The sequence below is a fragment of the Marinococcus sp. PL1-022 genome (assembly GCF_033845285.1).
Lineage (GTDB): Bacteria > Bacillota > Bacilli > Bacillales > Marinococcaceae > Marinococcus.
On record NZ_JAWXCX010000001.1, the window covers coordinates 2784876 to 2804873 of the forward strand.

General features: G+C 50.0%; 20 protein-coding genes. 3 read left to right on the forward strand and 17 right to left on the reverse strand.

Annotated elements, in window-relative coordinates; translation table 11 throughout:
* Window positions 1–72 precede the first annotated feature (72 nt).
* The 4 genes from SIC45_RS14230 to prfA all read right to left on the reverse strand — a co-directional run bounded on the left by SIC45_RS14230 (window position 73) and on the right by prfA (window position 3769).
* Complete coding sequence (locus tag SIC45_RS14230) at window positions 73–528, reverse strand: low molecular weight protein arginine phosphatase (RefSeq protein WP_319632662.1); 456 nt, start codon at window positions 526–528, stop codon at window positions 73–75.
* 25 nt (window positions 529–553) lie between these two features.
* Window positions 554–1606 (reverse strand): L-threonylcarbamoyladenylate synthase, encoded by a 1053-nt coding sequence (locus tag SIC45_RS14235; protein ID WP_319632663.1) that lies wholly within the window; start codon window positions 1604–1606, stop codon window positions 554–556.
* A gap of 223 nt (window positions 1607–1829) precedes the next feature.
* On the reverse strand, window positions 1830–2696 hold the full coding sequence (prmC, locus tag SIC45_RS14240; protein ID WP_319632664.1) for a peptide chain release factor N(5)-glutamine methyltransferase: 867 nt from the start codon (window positions 2694–2696) through the stop codon (window positions 1830–1832).
* Window positions 2696–3769 (reverse strand): peptide chain release factor 1, encoded by a 1074-nt coding sequence (gene prfA, locus SIC45_RS14245; RefSeq protein WP_298786332.1) that lies wholly within the window; start codon window positions 3767–3769, stop codon window positions 2696–2698. Before prfA ends, prmC begins: the two co-directional genes overlap by 1 nt.
* Window positions 3770–3980: 211 nt before the next feature.
* Between prfA and SIC45_RS14250 the strand changes: the two genes are divergently transcribed.
* Entirely contained in the window at window positions 3981–5309 is a 1329-nt protein-coding gene (locus tag SIC45_RS14250) for an FAD-dependent oxidoreductase (protein ID WP_319632665.1), read from the forward strand.
* A 60-nt stretch (window positions 5310–5369) separates the two neighbouring features.
* Here the strand turns inward: SIC45_RS14250 and SIC45_RS14255 are convergent, their stop codons facing one another.
* The 8 genes from SIC45_RS14255 to SIC45_RS14290 form a co-directional block, all read right to left on the reverse strand.
* Complete coding sequence (locus tag SIC45_RS14255; RefSeq protein ID WP_298786336.1) at window positions 5370–5948, reverse strand: thymidine kinase; 579 nt, start codon at window positions 5946–5948, stop codon at window positions 5370–5372.
* Window positions 5949–6032: 84 nt separating this feature from the next.
* A complete protein-coding gene (locus SIC45_RS14260; RefSeq protein WP_022794589.1) occupies window positions 6033–6275 on the reverse strand; it encodes a type B 50S ribosomal protein L31 in 243 nt (80 codons plus the stop codon).
* Between the two features lie 88 nt (window positions 6276–6363).
* Entirely contained in the window at window positions 6364–7641 is a 1278-nt protein-coding gene (gene rho, locus SIC45_RS14265; protein ID WP_298787008.1) for a transcription termination factor Rho, read from the reverse strand.
* A 386-nt stretch (window positions 7642–8027) separates the two neighbouring features.
* Window positions 8028–8999 (reverse strand): class II fructose-bisphosphatase, encoded by a 972-nt coding sequence (glpX, locus tag SIC45_RS14270; protein WP_319632666.1) that lies wholly within the window; start codon window positions 8997–8999, stop codon window positions 8028–8030.
* Between the two features lie 18 nt (window positions 9000–9017).
* Window positions 9018–10304, reverse strand: a complete 1287-nt coding sequence (locus SIC45_RS14275; RefSeq protein WP_319632667.1) for a UDP-N-acetylglucosamine 1-carboxyvinyltransferase — start codon at window positions 10302–10304, stop codon at window positions 9018–9020.
* A 250-nt stretch (window positions 10305–10554) separates the two neighbouring features.
* On the reverse strand, window positions 10555–11199 hold the full coding sequence (gene fsa / locus SIC45_RS14280; RefSeq protein ID WP_298786345.1) for a fructose-6-phosphate aldolase: 645 nt from the start codon (window positions 11197–11199) through the stop codon (window positions 10555–10557).
* 142 nt (window positions 11200–11341) lie between these two features.
* The gene (gene fba, locus SIC45_RS14285; protein ID WP_319632668.1) at window positions 11342–12205 is read right to left on the reverse strand and encodes a class II fructose-1,6-bisphosphate aldolase; all 864 of its coding nucleotides are present in this window, start codon (window positions 12203–12205) and stop codon (window positions 11342–11344) included.
* Between the two features lie 247 nt (window positions 12206–12452).
* Window positions 12453–12821, reverse strand: coding sequence for a response regulator (locus tag SIC45_RS14290; RefSeq protein ID WP_319632669.1), 369 nt, complete (start codon window positions 12819–12821; stop codon window positions 12453–12455).
* 113 nt (window positions 12822–12934) lie between these two features.
* Here SIC45_RS14290 and SIC45_RS14295 point away from each other — a divergent pair, with 113 nt between their 5' ends.
* Complete coding sequence (locus tag SIC45_RS14295) at window positions 12935–13456, forward strand: DUF2529 family protein (RefSeq protein ID WP_319632670.1); 522 nt, start codon at window positions 12935–12937, stop codon at window positions 13454–13456.
* Window positions 13457–13516: 60 nt separating this feature from the next.
* Here SIC45_RS14295 and SIC45_RS14300 read toward each other — a convergent pair whose 3' ends face one another.
* The 4 genes from SIC45_RS14300 to SIC45_RS14315 form a co-directional block, all read right to left on the reverse strand.
* Window positions 13517–15118, reverse strand: a complete 1602-nt coding sequence (locus SIC45_RS14300; protein ID WP_298786352.1) for a CTP synthase — start codon at window positions 15116–15118, stop codon at window positions 13517–13519.
* 495 nt (window positions 15119–15613) lie between these two features.
* On the reverse strand, window positions 15614–16150 hold the full coding sequence (gene rpoE, locus SIC45_RS14305) for a DNA-directed RNA polymerase subunit delta (RefSeq protein WP_319632671.1): 537 nt from the start codon (window positions 16148–16150) through the stop codon (window positions 15614–15616).
* 161 nt (window positions 16151–16311) lie between these two features.
* A complete protein-coding gene (gene panF / locus SIC45_RS14310; protein WP_319632672.1) occupies window positions 16312–17763 on the reverse strand; it encodes a sodium/pantothenate symporter in 1452 nt (483 codons plus the stop codon).
* Window positions 17763–18035 (reverse strand): YhdT family protein, encoded by a 273-nt coding sequence (locus SIC45_RS14315; RefSeq protein WP_298786358.1) that lies wholly within the window; start codon window positions 18033–18035, stop codon window positions 17763–17765. Before SIC45_RS14315 ends, panF begins: the two co-directional genes overlap by 1 nt.
* Before the next feature lie 191 nt (window positions 18036–18226).
* Here SIC45_RS14315 and SIC45_RS14320 point away from each other — a divergent pair, with 191 nt between their 5' ends.
* Entirely contained in the window at window positions 18227–18418 is a 192-nt protein-coding gene (locus SIC45_RS14320; RefSeq protein ID WP_022794603.1) for a hypothetical protein, read from the forward strand.
* 268 nt (window positions 18419–18686) lie between these two features.
* Here the strand turns inward: SIC45_RS14320 and SIC45_RS14325 are convergent, their stop codons facing one another.
* Window positions 18687–19889: a sodium:proton antiporter gene (locus SIC45_RS14325; RefSeq protein WP_319632673.1), complete on the reverse strand. Its 1203-nt coding sequence runs from the start codon at window positions 19887–19889 to the stop codon at window positions 18687–18689.
* Between the last annotated feature and the right edge of the window lie 109 nt (window positions 19890–19998).

A 19998-nucleotide genomic window follows, 5' to 3' on the forward strand; every position in this document is an offset into this window, starting at 1 on the left:
GTCAACCTCTCCTCCGTTTGATTATACTGTTTTCAGTCTCTCACGTATCCATCAGCCTGTAAATCTCCAGGCTCAGTCCAGCGACTTTTCCTTCATATACCGCTCCCAAGCTGCCTGCAGCGCCTCTTCCATTTCCTCTGCCGTTTCGTGGTAGACCTCCCGGCCGCCGCCGATAGGGTCTCCAATGTCCCTGTCCCCATTGGTTCCGGCATATTCCTTTAAGAGCACCGTTTTCTTTTCCGCATCCGGAAACATCCGCTTCATAATATCCTTGTGTCCCTGGGTCATCGCAAAGATAACGTCCGCCCAGTCGATTAGTTCCTTCGTCAGCGGCTGGGACTCATGGTCAATCTCCACCTGTCTTTCATCCATCGCCCGGACGGCTTCTGCCGCTGCCGGCTCTCCATTTGCAGCCATCACACCGGCTGAAGCCACCTCCACCTCCGGGTAGTGATGCTTCATTAGTGCAGCAGCCATTGGGCTCCGGCATGTGTTTCCTGTACAAATAAACAATACGTGATAACTCATTGCCATCGACTCCTTGCAGAAGTTTTCATTGTTCTGAAGATGCTGCTTTTTCCAGACGGTTCATGAGCGCGGTTCCGATTCCTTCTTCTGAAAAAACTTCACAGAACGCAGCGTCTACTTCCATTGTATCTAATTCGCGGAGAACAGCGTACAATTTTGCTGCCGTTTCTTCCGGTGCCCGGCGCGAGCCTAAACTAAGAAAGGCGTCCGCCTGTGTCCACGCTGATTTGTTCTCTTCCACGGCAAGTACCGCTACTTTCTTTCCGGCCTCCTGGAGGGCCCGGAGCTTTCTCTGCCATATATCCTCCGGTCCTTTCATTAAATAGAGGGAGGTCGCCGGCGAATAGTGGCGGTATTTCATCCCCGGTGCTGCCGGGGCATCCTCTGAAGAAGCAGCTTGCGAATAGCGGACGGTGTCAGGGCCAAGCACCTGCTCGATCTGTTCCTTTGTTACTCCTCCCGGTCGCAGAATCCAGCAGAGCTCTGACGTACAGTCCACGACAGTGGACTCTACCCCGTATCCACACGGGCCGCCATCGATCACCGCATCAATTTTCCCATTCAGGTCACTGTAGACGTGCTCCGCCGTCGTCGGACTCGGGGAGCCGGAACGATTGGCACTTGGTGCTGCGACCGGTACGCCTGCGTAGGTCAGCACCGCCCTTGCCACCTCGTGCTCCGGAATTCGTACAGCCACTGTGGATAATCCCGCCGTTACAAGAGGTGACAGCGGCGTTTCTTCCGTCAGTGGGAATATAAGCGTCAAAGGTCCCGGCCAGAACGCGTCCATCAGCTTTTCCATGTTCTCTGTCCACGTTACCCCGAGCTTGCCTAGCTGAGTGCGGTCAGCAATATGAGCAATCAGCGGATTATCCGGCGGCCGGTTTTTAGCTTCGAAAATCGCCCGGACAGCTTCGGTGCATACAGCGCTTGCTCCGAGGCCATATACGGTTTCTGTCGGGAGGGCCACTGTTTTTCCCTGCGTTATCCACAGCCCCATTTCCTTTAATACAGACTTCTCCGGGGAAGCTTCATTTATTTTATCCACATTTTTTATAACCGTCTGTTTATAACTCATGCAGCTTTCGTTCCTTCCGAAAAATTAAAATGCTTTCATATCAGGGATTATTTTGCTTTATTTTTGGTTTTTCACACTATCAACAGGCTATGATTTTCTGTGGATAACTATGATTTCTGCCGTTAATTCAGCTTTTAAATTTACAATTTTTACGATAAATTAATGTTTTCCACATATATGGGGGTATCTGTCTTTTTTTATCCACAGAACGTGGATAACTTTCTTACTTATTCACAACTGTAACGATTCGGTCGTTCCCATTCAAGTCCTTTATTACCTGAATTCTTTTTTCCGGAAAAGCTTTTTCAGCTGCCTGCCTCACAGCTTCCCCCTGCTGCCAGCCGATTTCAAAGGCAAGCAGCCCGCCCGGAGCCAGAACTTCGGCAGCACGGCTGATAATTTCTTCATAGCTGTGGATTCCCTCTTCGCCTTTACCGATCAATGCAATGGCAGGCTCTTTCTCCCGGACGAGTGGATCAAGCTGCTCCCATTCCTCCTTTGGAATGTAGGGAGGATTGGACACAATAACATCGGCCCGCTCCTTCCGGGACGCCATGCCTTCAAGAAACGATTCCTGATGAAAGACGACCGGTGCGTTTAGCCGTCCGGCGTTTCTTTTCGCCGTCTCAAGCGCCCGGCTGTCAATATCCACAGCCTGCACCCGTGCCGACGAAAGCTCCAGGGCGAGCGTGACTGCGATAATGCCGCTGCCTGTGCCAACGTCGATAATCCTTGGGGCTTTCAGCTCTTTATTTTTTCGCACCCAGTCGATCACGTACCAGACAAGCTCCTCGGTTTCCATCCGGGGAATCAGCACGTCCGGATTAACGTGAAACTCGCGGTCGTAAAAAAAGCTGCTGCCCGTTAAATGCTGCACCGGCGTCCCGGCTGCGTGAAGGTGCACATCCTGCTGGAAATGCTCCCACGTCTGCAGCGCCATCTGCTCTCTCGAAGCGGCCAGCAGCTGGGCCCGGGAGAGCTGAAGATGGTGCTCGAGAAGCCAGTCCGCTGCCATCTCTTCTCTACCATGCTCACTCAAAAAAGAAGAAGCCCATCTCCGGGCTTCAAATACAAGTGGTTCTTCCTTCATTACGCTTCGCCTGCTTTTTCCATCAGCTCGGCCTGCTCTTCCATTACAAGCGGCTCGATAACCTGATCGAGCTCTCCCTGGAGAATCTGGTCAAGCTTTTGCAGCGTCAGGCCGATTCGGTGATCGGTTACGCGCGTCTGAGGGAAATTATATGTCCGGATCCGTTCGGAACGGTCCCCGGTTCCCACCGCCGATTTCCGGTTTTCGTCATATTCGGCCTGGGCTTCCTGCTGGAATTTATCGTACACACGGGCACGAAGAATTGTCATCGCTTTTTCTTTGTTTTTAATCTGCGATTTGCCGTCCTGACAGGAAGCGACAATACCTGTCGGCACGTGAGTCAGCCGTACCGCCGACATGGTGGTGTTTACGCTCTGGCCGCCGGGACCGCTCGCTGCAAACGTATCGACACGGATATCCTTATCGTGAATATCCACTTCCACTTCCTCGGCCTCCGGCAGGACAGCCACCGTAGCTGTTGAGGTATGCACGCGTCCCCCGGATTCCGTGCTTGGCACCCGCTGAACCCGGTGGGCCCCGTTTTCATATTTCATTTTCGAATACGCCGAATCGCCGTTAATCATAAAAATGATTTCCCGATAGCCGCCAAGGTCGCTTGCAGTCGATTCCACGATTTCTGCTTTCCACCCCTGTTTTTCTGCGTAACGGGTATACATTTTGTATAAATCAGCAGCAAACAGCGCCGCTTCTTCACCGCCCGCGGCTCCCCGTATTTCAATAATGACGTTTTTGTCATCGTTTGGATCCTTCGGCAGAAGGAGCCTCCGGAGCTCTTCCTCCTGGCTTTCAATACGCTCGCTCAGCTCTTCGACTTCCGATTTTACCATGTCTTTCATTTCCGCATCGTGCTCATCCTCAAGCATCGACTTGGCTTCATCAAGCTGCTGCCGGGCTTCTTTGTATTCCCGGTAGACCTCCACGGTCCGCTGCATCTGTGCCTGCTCCTTGGACAGCTCCTTGATTTTATTCGGATCGTTTGCGATTTCCGGATCGCTCAGCTGTTCGTTTAAATATTCATAACGGTCTTCTACCGTCTGCAGTCGCTCTAACACACCGTTCACCTCTATTTTTCAAATTTTATCCGACGGAAATATATTTCGTTACTTTTTACACGTTTCTCGTTCTCCTTTACAGTATACTAATTATAATACAGGGGCATAGGGGCGTCAAAATACCACCGCATCTGTAAATTTCGTTTGACCAGTGCGGGAGCGGGGAACCGCCCTGTAGATGCCTATTGTTTCAGCAGAAGGGGGAAAAACAATGAAATACGTTATTATCGGCGGAGACGCCGCCGGCATGAGTGCAGCCATGCAGATCTACCGGCAGGATGAGAACGCAGAAATTATTACACTTGAAGCTGGGGAAATATATTCCTACGCCCAGTGCGGCCTTCCTTACATACTCGGGGGCGAAGTCGAAGACAGCGCGAATTTAATCGCCCGCGACGTCGACACATTTCGGGAAAAGTACGGCATTGATGCCCGGGTCAACCACGAGGTAACCGGCGTTAATGCGGATAAAAAAGAAGTCACCGGGATGGATAACAATACTGGACAACCGTTTCAGGTTACGTATGACAAACTGCTCGTCGCCTCCGGCGGGCGTCCGCTTCTGCCAAACTGGCCGGGGCGGGAGCTTGAAGGCGTTCATACACTAAAAACGATTCCGGACGCCGAAACGATCAAAACAGATCTGGCGCACGTTAACCATGTCACTGTCGTAGGAGGCGGTTACATTGGCCTGGAGGTGGCGGAAAACTGCATTCATGCCGGAAAGAAAGTGACGCTTCTGCAGCGCGGTGATCAGCTTGCGGGCATATTTGATCCTGACATGGCAGAATACATCGCCGAGGAAGCGGAAGCGAACGGCATTGAGCTGCTGTTTGGAGAGAACGTTCAGCATTTATCAGGCAAAAGCCGGGTCGAAGCTGTCCATACCGACCGGCGGGTAGTTGAAACCGATGCAGTGATCGCCGGCGTCGGTCTGCGCCCGAACACGGAAATGGTGTCCAAATGCGGACTGTTCCGGCACGGCAACGGTGCCCTTCAGGTGAACCGCTATATGGAAACCAACGTCCCTGATATATATGCCGCCGGGGACTGCGCTACCCAGTTTCACCGGATCAAGGAGATCGATGATTACCTTCCGCTCGGAACCCATGCCAACAAGCAGGGGCGGGTCGCCGGCCTGAACATGGCTGGAAGCGTAAAGTCCTTTAAAGGAGTAACCGGCACCTCTATTCTCCGCTTTTTCAGCCTGACGCTTGGAAAAACCGGCATCTCCGAGGCGGAGGCTGCGGACATGCGCTTTCCGAACCGCAGTGAGATGCTTACTACATCAAGCCATGCCGGCTATTTCCCGGGAAATACCAGACTTCATATTAAAGTCACGTACTGTCCGGACACAGGTATTATACTTGGCGGTCAGCTTATCGGCGGCGACGGCACAGACAAACGGCTCGATGTGCTGGCAACCGCCCTATTCCACCGTATGACGATCAGCGAGTTTGAGGATTTGGACCTGAGCTACGCACCGCCGTACAATAAAGTGTGGGATCCGCTCCAGCAGGTGATCCGCCGGGCGAAGTAGCTGTCCACCTGCAATAGATAAAGCCAGCCGGGGCACTGCTCCGGCTGGCTTGTTTTTTGTTTACAGGGCAATAGGCGGGTTCGCGTGACACCTCCGGCATACCGGATAATACGAATCATTGCCGCCGATATGAATCTGATCACCTGTATAAATCGGCCGCCCCTCGCCGTCGAGCCTTAAATTCATGACCGCTTTTTTATGACAGAACCAGCAGATGGTCTTCATTTCCTCGATTTTGTCCGCGTAGAGAAGCAGATGCTTGCTGCCTTCAAACAGTTCATTTTGAAAATCGTTTTTCAAACCGAAGCTCATCACCGGAATATCAAGGTTATCAACAATTTCCGCCAGCTGAATGATGTGCTCCTGGGACAGAAACTGCGCCTCATCGACGAGGATGCAGAACGGACGCTCTTCTTCCTGACGGACGATATCGTAAATGTTTGTTTCTTCAAATACTGGAACAGCCTCACGCTCCACTCCGATTCTGCTTGCTACAAATCCGACACCGCGCCGGTCATCCAGGCCGGAGGTGAAGATAAGCACCGGTTTATTCTGCTCTTCATAATTGTGGGCCACCTTTAAAATTTCGATGGACTTGCCGCTGTTCATTGTGCCGTATTTAAAAAATAACTGCGCCATATTATTCTCCCCTGCTTATCGGTTTCGGTTCATGATATAAAAAAGACGGAAGCCGCAGCTTCCGCCTTTCCCCAACCATTGTGATTAGCGGTTGTATTTTCTTTTGAACTTGTCCACACGGCCGCCGGCAGTGTTCTGCTTCTGCTTGCCGGTATAGAACGGGTGGGAGTCGGAGCTTACCTCAATTTTGATTACTGGGTACGTGTTTCCGTCTTCCCATTCGATAGTTTCAGATGAGCTTTCTGTCGAACCGCTCAAAAACTTGAATCCCGTGCTTGTATCCATAAACACAACTTTATGATATTCCGGATGCACTTGTTGTTTCATAGCTGGTCACTTCCTTTCAATTCTTCTCTTTTTCACACATAACGAGATTATAACAATTCCCCCGGAATTTATCAATCGTTCATTTCGTTTATTTCTTTCCGGTCGTTACTTTTCCCTGCTTGTCCTTTTGAAGCTCCTCAAAGAATTCCTCGTTCGTTTTGGTCTGCTTAATGCGCCGGATAAAGTGATCCACGAAATCCGGAGAATCGTTCATCGTCTTGCGGATTGCCCATAAATTATCCAGATGCTCCTTGGAAACGAGCAGCTCTTCTTTCCGGGTGCTCGAGCGGCGGATGTCGATCGATGGGAAGATACGGCGTTCGGCCAGACGGCGGTCAAGATGAAGCTCCATGTTGCCTGTGCCTTTAAATTCCTCATAAATCACATCGTCCATTCGCGAACCGGTTTCTACAAGGGCCGTCGCAAGAATGGTCAGGCTTCCGCCTTCTTCAATATTGCGGGCCGCCCCGAAGAAGCGCTTCGGACGGTGAAGCGCTGCCGGGTCAATACCGCCGGAAAGCGTCCGGCCGCTTGGCGGCAGCACCAGGTTATACGCCCGTGCAAGCCGGGTGATGCTGTCGAGCAGAATGACGACGTCTTTCTTGTGCTCCACGAGCCGCATCGCCCGTTCAAGCACAAGCTCAGAAACTTTAATGTGGTTCTCAGGCACTTCATCGAATGTAGAGCTGGCTACGTCCCCGTCTACAGAACGTTCGATGTCAGTGACCTCCTCCGGACGCTCATCCACAAGCAGCACAATCAGCTCGGTTTCCGGATGGTTTTCAGTAATACTGTTGGCGACTTCTTTTAACAGCGACGTCTTTCCGGCTTTTGGCGGAGCCACAATGAGTCCGCGCTGGCCGAAGCCTACCGGGGTGATCAGGTCAATAATCCGTGAAGACGCGCGGTTGGGACGGGTCTCCATCTGCATTCGCTCTTCCGGATACAGCGGCGTCAGCGCCGGAAAATGCGGGCGTTCCTTCGAGGAGTCCGGGTCTTCCCCGTTGACTGCTTCCACCTGAAGCAGACCGTGGTACCGCTCCGAATCCTTCGGCGGCCGTACCTTTCCGGAAACCTTGTCCCCGTTTCTCAAGTCAAAACGGCGGATCTGCGAGGCAGAGATGTAAATGTCCTCCGTGCTCGGCAGGTAGTTAATCGGGCGCAGAAAACCGTAGCCCTCTGTCTGGATAATTTCAAGCACGCCTTCCATAAACATCAGGCCGTCTTTTTCCGCCTGCCCCTTTAAGATCGCAAAGACGAGCTCCCGTTTGTTTAATTTGCTGTAATACGATACCTTGTATTCCTTGGCGAGCCGGTACAATTCTTTCAGCGTCATTGTCTCAAGCTCTGCGATGTTGACTGCCAATGCGGTCACCACTTTCTTTTTCTTTTATGAATGTAAAAAAGTAATCATGTATATTAGTTACGTCAACGTGAAGAAACACTTACACTTTGTGAATGTAAGCCGTCTTTTTTATTTCCGTTATGGCTTTCCGGCAAAACGTGTTGGGATAGTTGGAAGATAAGAAAAGGAACGGATGCCCTGCATTCTTTGGAGCATTGAAGCAGATGCGCCTTCGCTTCGCATAAAGGAGAGGAGTACTGTTGAATGGCAGTAAACGTTTTACGAATACGGATTGTTCTTCATCATTTTAACTTTGAACGACTCTGTCTGCAAGTGAAATTATCAGCACGGGAGACCTCCGGCATGAAAACGGGAAAAGGACAGGTGCCCCCTGTCCTCTGCCTGTGCTATTCGTCTCTGATGACAAAATCCGGTTTTTTCTGAACGTTGTGCTTGCCGTCGACAAAACGGACCGTCCCTGATTTCGCCCTCATGACCAGGGACTGGGTGGTCGCCTTGGAGCTTTTAAAATTCACGCCCTTCAGCAGCTCGCCCTCCGTTACGCCGGTAGCAGCGAAGATGCAGTCCTCCCCGCCGACCAGATCCGACATAAGAAGCGGCCGGCTGACGTCATCAATGCCCATTTCCGTGCACCGGGCCAGCTCATCGTCATTCTGTGGAAGAAGCTTGCCCTGCATTTCCCCGCCCAGACACTTGAGTCCGACCGCGGCAATAACGCCCTCCGGCGCTCCGCCGGAGCCAAGCAGTATATCCACACCTGTTTCATCAAAGGCGGTATTAATTGCACCCGCCACGTCCCCGGCGGGAATCAGCTTGATGCGGGCTCCGGTGTCGCGGACGTCCTGAATCAGTTTGGCATGGCGCTCTCTGTCTAAAATAGTGACTACAACGTCTTCAATATCCTTGCCCTTTGCCTTTGCTACAGCATGCAGGTTGTCTGCAACCGGCGCATCGATATCAATTGTCCCAATCGCTTCAGGTCCTACGGCAATTTTATCCATATACATATCCGGAGCATGGAGAAGTCTTCCATGGTCAGCAATGGCAAGCACCGCGAGGGCGTTCCAGGAGCCGCTGGCGACGATTTCTGTACCTTCAAGCGGGTCTACCGCCACATCGACTCTCGGGCCGAAGCCGGTACCGAGCTTTTCCCCAATGTAGAGCATCGGCGCTTCGTCCATTTCCCCTTCGCCGATGACCACGGTCCCTTTCATCGGGATCGTGTCAAATACATCGCGCATTGCGCTTGTAGCAGCATCGTCGGCCTCATCCTTTTTTCCCCGGCCCATCCAGCGTGCAGACGATAATGCCGCTGCTTCTGTCACTCGTACTAACTCCATCGATAGACTTCTTTCCATTGTTATACTCCCCCAAGCTTATGAATTTTTAATTTCCTGCATCTCCTGCTCACTGATGGTCTCTAAACGAATATCAGCGCCTAAATAACGCAATTTGTGCTCAATCCTTTCATAGCCCCGGGCCACATGCTCAAAGCCGGTAATAACGGTACGGCCTTCGGCCATCAGCCCGGCTACGATCAGGGCAGCTCCGGCCCGCAGGTCGCTCGCTGCCACCTCTACACCCTGAAGCTGAGCGGGCCCACGCACAATCGCAGTGCCTTCACTGGTGGTTACATCCGCTCCCATGCGCGACAGCTCATCCACATGCTTGAACCGGGATGGATAGATGGTGTCGTGAACAATCGTTTTTCCTTCCGCTTTTGTCATCAGCGCTGTGAACGGCTGCTGCAGATCGGTAGGAAAACCGGGATAAACGAGTGTTTTTAACTGCACGGCCTGCAGCCGCTCCGTCCCGGTGACACGTACCGAATTATCATACCATTCCACGCCTGTCCCTGTTTCCCGGAGCTTGGCCGTTAATGCTTCGAGATGGTCCGGAATGACGTTGTCTATTACTACTTCGCTTCCCGCAGCTGCCCCGGCAATCATATAGGTTCCCGCCTCAATCCGGTCCGGAATAATCGAATGAGTGCATCCATTTAATTCTTCCACGCCGTCAATACGGATCACGTTTGTACCCGCGCCTTTAATATTTGCCCCCATATTTGTTAAAAGTGTGGCTACGTCGATAATCTCCGGTTCCTTCGCGGCGTTTTCGATGACTGTCCGGCCCTTGGCCATGACTGCCGCCATCATAATATTAATCGTCGCCCCAACACTCACCACATCCAGGTAGATGCGGGCTCCTTTCAGCTCTTTGGCATGGATATGAAGCGCTCCGTGTTCATTTTCGACGGTGGCACCAAGGGCTTCAAAGCCTTTGATGTGCTGATCAATCGGCCGCGGACCAAGATAGCAGCCGCCCGGCATGCCGATAACCGCTTTTTTAAACCGGCCGAGCATTGCCCCCATCAGATAGTAGGAAGCGCGCAGCTTCTTTACTTTTCCGTTTGGCAGCGGCAGCGGACGGACATTCTTCGCGTTAATTTTCATCCGGTGATTCTCTGTTTTTACATTCGCTCCCGCGCCCTGCAAAATCTCAGCCAGCGTGTCGATATCGTGAATATCCGGAAGGTTCTCGAGAGTCACATGGCCATTTGCCATCAATGCCGCCGGTACAAGCGCCACCGCGCTGTTTTTCGCTCCGCTGACCGATACCCGGCCTGCTAAGGGCCTGCCGCCTTCAATAATCATTTTCTGCATGCAATCATCCTCTATAGTCATTATCCGGCTTATTCAGCCAGCCTGTATGGACCGGTATGAAAAAGCTTTAGGCCGGGCCCGAATTCAGGCAGGGAATGCCTTTTTATACTATTTGTGTCCTACTAATCGTTAAAAGTGTTTTCTTTTTTCAGCATAGATGTTTTTCCACTTATTAGCAAGAGAATTTGGCTGAATTTTCATACAAAAAAAGCTTCTGCAGAAACCCTGCAGAAGCCTTTGCTGTTTTATTTTACTGCTTACGGTTTTCCCAGTCGCTCAGGAATTTTTCAATGCCCTGATCTGTCAGTGGATGCTTCAGAAGGCCAGGAACAACCTTAAACGGAATGGTCGCGATATGGGCACCGCGGGCCGCTGCTTCTGCCACGTGGGTGGAATGGCGCACGGATGCTGCAATAATATTCGTTTCAATGCCGTGAACGTTAAAGATCTCAGAAATTTCACTGATCAGGTCCAGACCGTTATGACCGATATCGTCCAGACGTCCGAGGAATGGGGATACGTATGTCGCGCCTGCTCTTGCCGCAATTAACGCCTGTACGGAAGAAAAGACGAGCGTAACATTCGTTTGAATGTTTTCTTCTGTAAAGACCTTTACGGCTTTCATGCCTTCAAGTGTCATTGGAACTTTAACCGTAATATTCGGAGCGATTTTTGCGAGCTCCCGGCCTTCTGTGATCATGCCTTCCGCTTCCGTCGAGATAACCTCGGCACTGACGGAGCCGTCAACGATAGCAGTAATCTCTTTTAAGCGTTCATGAAAGTCAACGCCTTCTTTGGCGACGAGACTCGGATTCGTGGTGACGCCGGCGAGAATCCCGAGGTCATTTGCCTCTCTGATTTCATCGATATTCGCTGTATCTACAAAAAACTTCATACATGTTCCCTCCTGTTATTTAGTACTCTTTATCCAGCTCAAGCAAACGTTTGCAAATCATTTTACTATGAAAAGAAGAAGGTAAGGCGGAGAAACAGGCGGCCCGTTGCCGGGCCCCTTTTCTTCGCTTTATGCCCTTTAATTACGCCTGGTTGGAAGAACCAAATTCCTGCATTTTGAACTTCACTGTTTCTTTGACAGCATCGCGTGCCGGGCCGAGGTATTTACGAGGATCATACTGGTTCGGCTGCTCTGCCAGTACTTCGCGTACCTTCGCCGCAGAGGACATCTGGCTTTCCGTATTTACGTTCACTTTGGCGTGACCGTAACGGATCGCTTTTTTCACGTCTTCTGTCGGAATGCCTGTACCACCGTGCAGAACGAATGGAACGTCCACAAGCTGCTGTATCTCTTCCATGCGGGTAAAGCTGAGGTTTGGCTCGCCTTTGTACGGGCCGTGTACAGAACCAAGCGCTGCTGCGAAGCAGTCAACACCAGTCTGCTCTACAAGCTCTTTACACTCTGCAGGAATAGCATAAGCTTCTTCCGCTTCAGAAACGACCAGGTCGTCTTCCTGTCCGCCTACACGGCCAAGCTCGGCTTCTACAGATACGCCGATCGCATGTGCGGCATCTACAACGCGCTTAGTCATTTCGATGTTGTATTCAAGCGGGTGGTGGGACCCGTCGATCATTACAGAAGTAAATCCAGCTTTCATTGCCTTCATGCAGTTTTCAAAGCTCGAGCCGTGGTCGAGGTGAATAGCTACAGGTACTGTTACGTTGTATTCTTTCATCAACGCTTTTACCAGGGTAACGACTGTTTCGAAGCCGCCCATGTAGCGGGCCGCGCCTTCAGAAACACCGCAGATTACTGGAGATTTTTCCTCTTCAGCCGCCTGAAGAATGGCCTGGGTGAATTCCATGTTGTTCAGGTTGAACTGTCCTACGGCATACTGATTTTTCTGTGCTGTTTTCAGCATTTCCGTCATTGATACCAATGGCATAAAAATATCCTCCCTCTTCGTTTCAAGCAAAATGTTTGAGCAGCTTCCATACATAGTAAACATATTTAAGCACACGAAAGTATCTGCAGCTTTCACTCAGGCTGCATTGAATAGTGGGTATTAAAGCGAAATAACGATGTGATCAGGGCGTCTTCACTGTCAGATACTTCCGCTTGAAAACAAACCGACTATGCTATGTAGATCTTACTCAAATTCTTTTTTCATTATAGCATATCGAGTCCAGTTGTCACCCTTCTCGTGAAACTTTGCCAATGACGCTCTTTAAGTTTTCAATGTCAAACGGCTTGGTGATATAGTAGGCAGCTCCGTTTTGTCTGGCCGCCTCCACCTGTTCCTTTTCGCCAAAGGCAGTCATTATAATCATGCAGGCACCTTCAAGGCGGGAGATGCTTTGAAGCTCTTTAAGCAAGGTGAGCCCGTCGATCCCCGGGAGTCTCATATCGATGATAAAAATTTCCGGCGTCCATTCATCCACCATATGTAAAGCAAGCTCGCCGTTATGTGCTTCCTTGACGGTGTACCCCTCTTCTTCGAGCACCTCTTTTAAGAGAAGCCGGATTCCCATCTGATCATCTACGATTAACACCCGTTGCATTGCATGAATTCCTCCTTCTCTACTTTATTCTCTCTGCAGTATATATTACTATGAGATTTATGACCATGATGTTTCAGCCAGGCATCAATTTTAAAGCAGAAAAGAGGATTTTCATGAAAATTTTTTCTACCCAGCTCCAGGGTAAATTTCAAAGCATCATGGACCAGGAGGAAGAATTTGAAGATGCGGCACGTCTGGGCGTACAGGCTGTAAGGGGGCTCGGCAGGCTCTGGGTAGCGGGATCGCCGTCCGCCCATTCCATTGCTCTCGCGCTGGCCAGCCACCCGGATGCCCCGGCAGGAACGACAGCCATTATCCCCTCTCCCGAGACCGAGGCCCTGTCTGAGGTCGACCGTTTGTTTTTAATCATTCATCCCGACGAGCAGGAGGAGATGCTTTCGTTTATCCAGACATGCGAAAACAGCGAAACACCTTTGATTATTTTCACGCAGGATGATGCCCGTATCAACGAGCTGCTCGGGCCGTTAAACTGCCATATTTCAGCACCGTCGGCCGATCCCGTCATTCCGGACGAAACGGGAGAGCGCTACGGGTATCCATTTGACCTGTCTGCTTTCTTCGCCGGCCAGCTTTTATATTTATATATCAAAGAATTATCCGATGAACTCGAATAAAGCAGAGTTATTCTGCATAAAGAAGCCTGGATGGTCTATGCCATCCAGGCTTACTTTTATTTATTCTCCTGCAGAGTGACGGATAAATTCGCGGAATAAAGGCTGTGGGCGGGTCGGACGGGATACAAATTCCGGGTGGAACTGTGAAGCAACAAAATAAGGATGGTCTGCTACTTCGATAATTTCCGCCAGACGTCCGTCCGGGCTCGTACCACTGAAGATAAATCCGTTGTCTTCCAGCTGTTCTCTGTAAGCATTGCTGAATTCGTAGCGGTGGCGGTGACGTTCATAAACGATTTCCGCATCATCATAAGCTTCCTTTGCCCGGGAGCCTTCTTTCAGCTTGCAGGGATAAAGGCCGAGCCGGAGCGTACCGCCAAGATCCTCAACATCCTTCTGCTCCGGAAGCAGGTCGATTACTGCATTTTTAGCATCAGGATGGAATTCTGCCGAACCTGCATCCTCTATACCGGCCACGTTTCTTGCAAATTCCACGCTTGCCAGCTGCATGCCAAGACAGATTCCGAGAAACGGAATCTTCTGTTTACGGGCGTAGCTGATTGCTTCAATCTTGCCCTGAATGCCGCGGTCTCCGAAGCCTCCGGGGACAAGAATTCCATCGGCATCCTTCAGGCGCTCTGCCACATTATTTTCATCCAGGTCCTCCGACTGCACCCAGTCGATTTCAATGTCTGCATCAAAGTGGTAGCCGGCGTGCTTAAGCGACTCTGCCACTGAAAGATACGCGTCCGGAAGCGCTACATATTTTCCTACGAGGGCAATACGTACCGTTTTGCTTAAGTTTTTCACCCGGTCGACGAGCGCAGTCCATTCCGTCATTTCTGCCGGTGGCGCTGTCAGCTTCAGGTGATCGCAGACAATCTGGTCCATATGCTGGCGCTGCAGTTCAAGCGGGATCTGGTACAACACTTCTGCATCCCCTGCTTCAATAACCGATTCTGAAGGCACGTCGCAGAACGAAGCAATTTTTTCCTTCATGTTTTCCGGTACCGGCTTTTCTGTCCGGAGTACAATGACGTTCGGCTGAATACCGATGCCGCGGAGCTCTTTGACGCTGTGCTGCGTCGGCTTGGATTTCATTTCTCCTGCTGCAGATAAGTATGGAATTAACGTACAGTGCACATACATTACGTTGTCGCGCCCGACATCGCTTTTGATCTGGCGAATGGCTTCAAGAAACGGCAGGCTTTCAATATCGCCGACCGTACCGCCGATTTCTGTAATTACCACGTCAGCCCCTGTTTCTCTTCCTGCACGGTAGACCCGTTCCTTAATCTCATTTGTGACATGCGGAATAACCTGTACAGTACCGCCGAGATAGTCGCCGCGACGTTCTTTGCGAATAACGGATGAGTATACTTTTCCGGTCGTGACATTGCTGTTTTTGCTGAGGTTAATATCGATAAAGCGTTCATAGTGCCCGAGATCCAGGTCTGTTTCTGCTCCGTCGTCTGTAACGAAAACTTCCCCGTGCTGATACGGGCTCATCGTTCCCGGGTCCACGTTGATATATGGGTCAAACTTTTGGATAGTAACACTAAGTCCTCTGTTTTTAAGCAGTCTTCCAAGGGAAGCTGCTGTAATGCCTTTACCTAACGAAGATACAACGCCGCCAGTAACGAAAATATATTTACTCGCCATATACCTATCTGCCTCTCTTTATATAAATGTTCTTTAAAATAGTTCTTTCAGGGCCCGCGCCGCTCAACAGACCCCCGCGCTTTTCTTTGTCCAGCTTCGAAGCCTAACCGCTCGGGGTTACTTTCCCAGCCGACTCCGGGCAGCAGGCTGCCCTGCACGTCTGGGAAGTACCTGTCGCGGTTGAGCAAGGCTTCTGCGCTTTTCTTTTTGTCCAGCTACGGGTGTTACCAGCTTAATCCATTCGTGATTTCAGCTCGTTTGTGACTTCGTCTCAAGCCGACTGAAACCGACGAGCCGTTTAAGCTGGTGCCCAAACACCCTCCGCTTTTCTTTGTTCATAAAAAAAACAAAAGTGGCGCCCTGCCACCATATGGAGGGGGCACACTTTTGTTTGTCGTTCATGCTTATATAGGTATCATTTTCACCTTTACGTCACAGCCCAAAAATGATTGTACCTATACGAGTTTCGAAAGTCAAGATATCGCCACAATAAAATTACCGGCTCTCTTCTTCACTTTCCTCTGTATTGTCGCTTCCACTGTCTTCTTCGTCTTCATCTTCGTCTTCGTCGAAGCCTGGACCGGAATTGCCTGGCTCAAAGCCTTCGAGATCATTATCATCAAACGTGTCTTCACCGGCATCGTCTTTTTTAGAGATCGCGTCCAGATCGTCGGAAATGTCCACCAGGTCATCATCATACGTTTCTTCTTCCGGATCGATTTCATCGGCAAGCTCATCAGACCCCTGTACGGTATGACTCAGTTCTTCATCTGACTGATCGAGAGGATACCATCCGCGAAGACCCCAGTGGTTTTCGCCCAGGTGCACAAACCGTCCATCCAGGTTCATGGAGGTAAACAGCTTGATCATCCGGCTTTTTCTTTCTTCTTCCGTGTATCCTTTTAATTCTGTCAGACGGTCCATAACTCTCGTATAGCCTGATGCTCCGCCCTCTTCTTCGAGTATCATATACGCCAGTTCCATCGAAGACATTTCCCGTACTTTTTCTTCGCTCAACTCGTTTATTTTCACAGCCTCATCGCTCCTTTTCACGAACATGCCCTTATGCTGATTCTTTTATATTAATCGCTTCATCGCTACGAAAATTCATACCTAAAATTATAAACATATTTCGAAGGAAAATTCCATAATTATTATTTAATTCTTCCTGATAGAATTTACTGCCTGTGTGTTTAATGGTTTTCCAGAGGTGCCCATTCGTTCTGCTGCCGGTTCGTGAGAAGGGAGACGAACACAAACGCAGCAAGTGAAAACAGAACGGGCATAGCCACTTCGTGCATCCCGAGCCATCCCGGAAGCCAGATGGAAATAATCATGTATGAGGCGATACCGGTGACCATTGCTGCAAGCGCTCCCCATCCGTTTGCCTTTTTCCAGTACAGTCCCAGAACGATGGGCCAGATGAACGCTGCCTCCAGTCCTCCAAAGGCAAACAAATTCAGCCAGATTAAAAACTCCGGCGGACTCCACGAAATAGCTACAACGATAATGCCGACGGCTGCCGTAACAATCAGGCTCAGCAGGCGTATTCTGTTTTCCGAAGCGTCCGGCTTGATATAGTTAATGTATACATCTTTTACTACTGAGGAGCTGATCATCAGCAGCAGGGAATCCACGGTGCTCATGATGGCTGCCATCGGCGCTGCCAGGACGACACCGGCCAGCCATCCGGGAAGAACAGTCATGGTAAGCTCCGGCATAACGGTATCGGCCACTTCAATGCCCGGGACCACGACACGGCCCATAACCCCGGCCATATGCATTCCAAACATCATAAAAGCAACCACTGCCGTTCCGATCAGAAGCGCACGGTGCATAGCAGCCGAGCTTTTATACGACATTGCCCGTACCGCCACCTGAGGCAGCCCAACCACTCCCACACCGACTAAAATCCAGAATGACGATACATAGAGCGCGGTTAAATCCCCATCCGCGCCGAACGGTGTAACGAGGTTCGGGTTCTCCTGATACAGGGAGGTCATAATATTGTTCATGCCGCCCCCCGCTATCAGCGTAGCGGTAAAAATAATCAATGTTCCAACTACCATAATAATGCCCTGCACTGCGTCTGTAACCGCTACTGCCCGGAAGCCCCCGATGATCACATAAAACAGGACTGCCGCTGCAAACAGGAACAGGGATGCCTGATAGCTCATGCCTGTGACCGATTCGATGAGCCTCGCGCCACCTACCCACTGGGCGGCCATGGCAGAAAATAAGAAGATGACAATGCTGAATGCCCCTAAAATAACAACAAGTCCGTTATTATAGCGGGAGCGGAGAAAATCCACGAGCGTTACAGCCCGGTACCGGCGGGCCATAACGGCAAACCGCTTGCCAAGAATCATCAGTGTAAAATAGCCGGTAACCACCTGGGCCATGGACAAAAGCACCCAGCCAAGCCCCCGGTCGTAGGCAATGCCGGGGCCTCCGACAAAGCTGCTCGCGCTTCCGTACGTCGCAACCATTGTCATGGCTAGCACCAGCCCGCCAAGTTCACGGCTGCCCAGATAATAATCATGAAGAAAAGAAGCGGCTCCCGTCCTTTTTTTAGCGGACCAGATACCGATTGCAAACGTAAGAAGTAAAAAAAAGATTAATGGCACAATCACTTCTATATTCATTATTCTTCCTCCTGATCAAGAGGAATATCACGGAGGACAAACTTCACGACAAACCACAAAGTGACGAGTAAAAGCACCGGCCCGAGCACGCAGCTGTAAAACAGCCAGTCGGGCATACCAAGTATGTACTGATAATCCTGGGGGTCTCTGCCTCCAAGACCATAAGCAAAACCAAACCACCAGATAAAATGGCCCACAGCAATAGCAACACCAAGAAGCGCTTCCTTCGCTGTGAGCTGCTGCAGCTTTCTCTCTTTTTCTTCCAGGCTCATGACCATCCTCCATTTTTTCGTTCCTTCAAAAACTTCAATTAGTTTAGCTGATTTACCGGTCTGCTGCAACCTTATTGACAAATCGTTCCTGTTTCACGAAAATGTACGTATTGTGTCTGTAATTCCAAGCGACGTTTAATCATTATAAAAAAGGGTATTATATTTTAATAAAGTTAAAGGTGTTGATGTATATGGCTGGCGAAAAGCAATTTGACCAATTCGAACCTGGAGAAGTCGTTCATTACGAAGGCTATGAAATGAAAGTTATTTCTGAATTTGAACGCACGGTTATTGTAGAATTCAGTGATTATCCAATTGTGGGAAAAGAAGAAGAATTTCCTTACCATCGCATCGTCCTATTAAAAAATGAAGTAACCCATTAAAATAATCATCTATCAAGTGCAAAGCTGCTTCCTCACACAAGAGGAGCAGCTTCAGAATTTGGCCAAAGGCCTCCGAAATCTCTTTTCGGAGGCCTTTGTTTATGAGGTAAAAATAAAAAAGTGCTCCAGAGGGCTGGTGCCTCCACCATCAGAGTTAGTCTTGCTTTTTGACTTTCACTTATTCATTTTCCGGCTGTATTGGTTCTGCCGGTCTCTCGTTCCCTCGTTCATTCATCCAACGAAGCGTTTGCGTTATTTCTTTAATTTATCATTTGGTCAATTTCAGCCTTTTTGCCAAAGGCGTCAATGTATAGCCATGGATGACTACCGTAATAAACACAAGTGCCAGCGTCATCGGAAGTATACGCTCCGCCTCCGTAAATCCTGCTTCCACCAATATTGTCTGGAAATACCCGCTAACAGTTAAAGCCACAACACCGCGCGGGGCAATCCAGCCAATAAAGGTTTTTTCTCTCAGAGTCACTTCAGTGTTCGCTAAGCCTATCCAAACGGACAATGGCCGCACAATAAGCATCATCAAAAGTACGAACCCTATAATCCGTATATCCCATAATTCAATTAAATCCGTACGCGTAAGGGAAGCTGTCAGCAGAACAAAGACAGCACTGATAAACAACGTTGATATGTTCTCTTTAAAATGGCGTATGTTATCTAAAATAGGAACATTCAGACCCCTGTTGGCCAGAGTAACACCCATGGCTGTCACCGCCAGCAGTCCACTCTCTTCCATGATCAAATCCGATACCGCAAAGATAAAAATAACCAAAGCGAACATCATAGGTGCCTGCATATCTCTGGGAATTATGTTTCGTTGAAACGCATAGCTGGTCCCGGCCCCAGTTCCGATTCCTAAAACAAGAGCTGCAACTGCTCCCAGAAAAAAGGAGCCCAGGGCAGCAGAATCTATGACGCCGCTCGCCGCAAGGCCAATTTGAAGAGCAAATAAAGCCGCCAGGGCGCCCATGGGATCGACAATAATTCCCTCCCAACGGAGCATCCTATCAGGTCTTTCTTTTAAATTGGCATTCTTTAATAACGGGGTGATAACAGTAGGACCTGTAACGATAAACAACCCCCCGATGACAAAGGCGGTCACCCAGGACAAGCCAACCACCAAGTTGGCAATGACTGCTGTTAAAAGCCATGACATTAACGGCACTAACGTATACATCCGCCTAACCGGTTCTTTAAAATGAAAAACTTCCCTGCGGTCCAGGCTTAGACTTCCTTCGAACAGAATAATCGCCACAGCTAAAGAAATAATTGGCTCAAGCAAATCCCCAAACAGTTGATCCGGATAAATCAGGTTTATTCCCGGGCCAATAAATAACCCCATCAGAGTCATTCCAACGATAGCAGGTATCCCCCACCTCCATGAAAGCCATTGGGCAATCATACCAATCAGCAGTACCAGTGAAATTCCTAAAGTTATCAGTTCGATGGAAGACACCCCCTCCGCTTTTCAGGCCCGCACAACGCGGGTCAGTTCGACGTTGCTACAGGACGTAGCGGTTTTAGTCGACCGCGTTTCTCTGTCCAGCTCCGGAAGCCAGCGATGT

Excerpts from the sequence above, each read along its gene's own strand:
- prmC (WP_319632664.1), bottom strand. The coding sequence starts at position 2,696 with ATGAAGGAAGAACCACTTGTATTTGAAGCCCGGAGATGGGCTTCTTCT.
- SIC45_RS14255 (WP_298786336.1), bottom strand. The coding sequence starts at position 5,948 with ATGGCGCAGTTATTTTTTAAATACGGCACAATGAACAGCGGCAAGTCC.
- SIC45_RS14275 (WP_319632667.1), bottom strand. The coding sequence starts at position 10,304 with ATGCAGAAAATGATTATTGAAGGCGGCAGGCCCTTAGCAGGCCGGGTA.
- SIC45_RS14230 (WP_319632662.1), bottom strand. The coding sequence starts at position 528 with ATGAGTTATCACGTATTGTTTATTTGTACAGGAAACACATGCCGGAGC.
- fsa (WP_298786345.1), bottom strand. The coding sequence starts at position 11,199 with ATGAAGTTTTTTGTAGATACAGCGAATATCGATGAAATCAGAGAGGCA.
- SIC45_RS14260 (WP_022794589.1), bottom strand. The coding sequence starts at position 6,275 with ATGAAACAACAAGTGCATCCGGAATATCATAAAGTTGTGTTTATGGAT.
- SIC45_RS14320 (WP_022794603.1), top strand. The coding sequence starts at position 18,227 with ATGGCTGGCGAAAAGCAATTTGACCAATTCGAACCTGGAGAAGTCGTT.
- fba (WP_319632668.1), bottom strand. The coding sequence starts at position 12,205 with ATGCCATTGGTATCAATGACGGAAATGCTGAAAACAGCACAGAAAAAT.
- SIC45_RS14235 (WP_319632663.1), bottom strand. The coding sequence starts at position 1,606 with ATGAGTTATAAACAGACGGTTATAAAAAATGTGGATAAAATAAATGAA.
- glpX (WP_319632666.1), bottom strand. The coding sequence starts at position 8,999 with ATGGAAAGAAGTCTATCGATGGAGTTAGTACGAGTGACAGAAGCAGCG.
- panF (WP_319632672.1), bottom strand. The coding sequence starts at position 17,763 with ATGAATATAGAAGTGATTGTGCCATTAATCTTTTTTTTACTTCTTACG.
- SIC45_RS14250 (WP_319632665.1), top strand. The coding sequence starts at position 3,981 with ATGAAATACGTTATTATCGGCGGAGACGCCGCCGGCATGAGTGCAGCC.
- SIC45_RS14295 (WP_319632670.1), top strand. The coding sequence starts at position 12,935 with ATGAAAATTTTTTCTACCCAGCTCCAGGGTAAATTTCAAAGCATCATG.
- SIC45_RS14315 (WP_298786358.1), bottom strand. The coding sequence starts at position 18,035 with ATGAGCCTGGAAGAAAAAGAGAGAAAGCTGCAGCAGCTCACAGCGAAG.
- SIC45_RS14290 (WP_319632669.1), bottom strand. The coding sequence starts at position 12,821 with ATGCAACGGGTGTTAATCGTAGATGATCAGATGGGAATCCGGCTTCTC.
- SIC45_RS14300 (WP_298786352.1), bottom strand. The coding sequence starts at position 15,118 with ATGGCGAGTAAATATATTTTCGTTACTGGCGGCGTTGTATCTTCGTTA.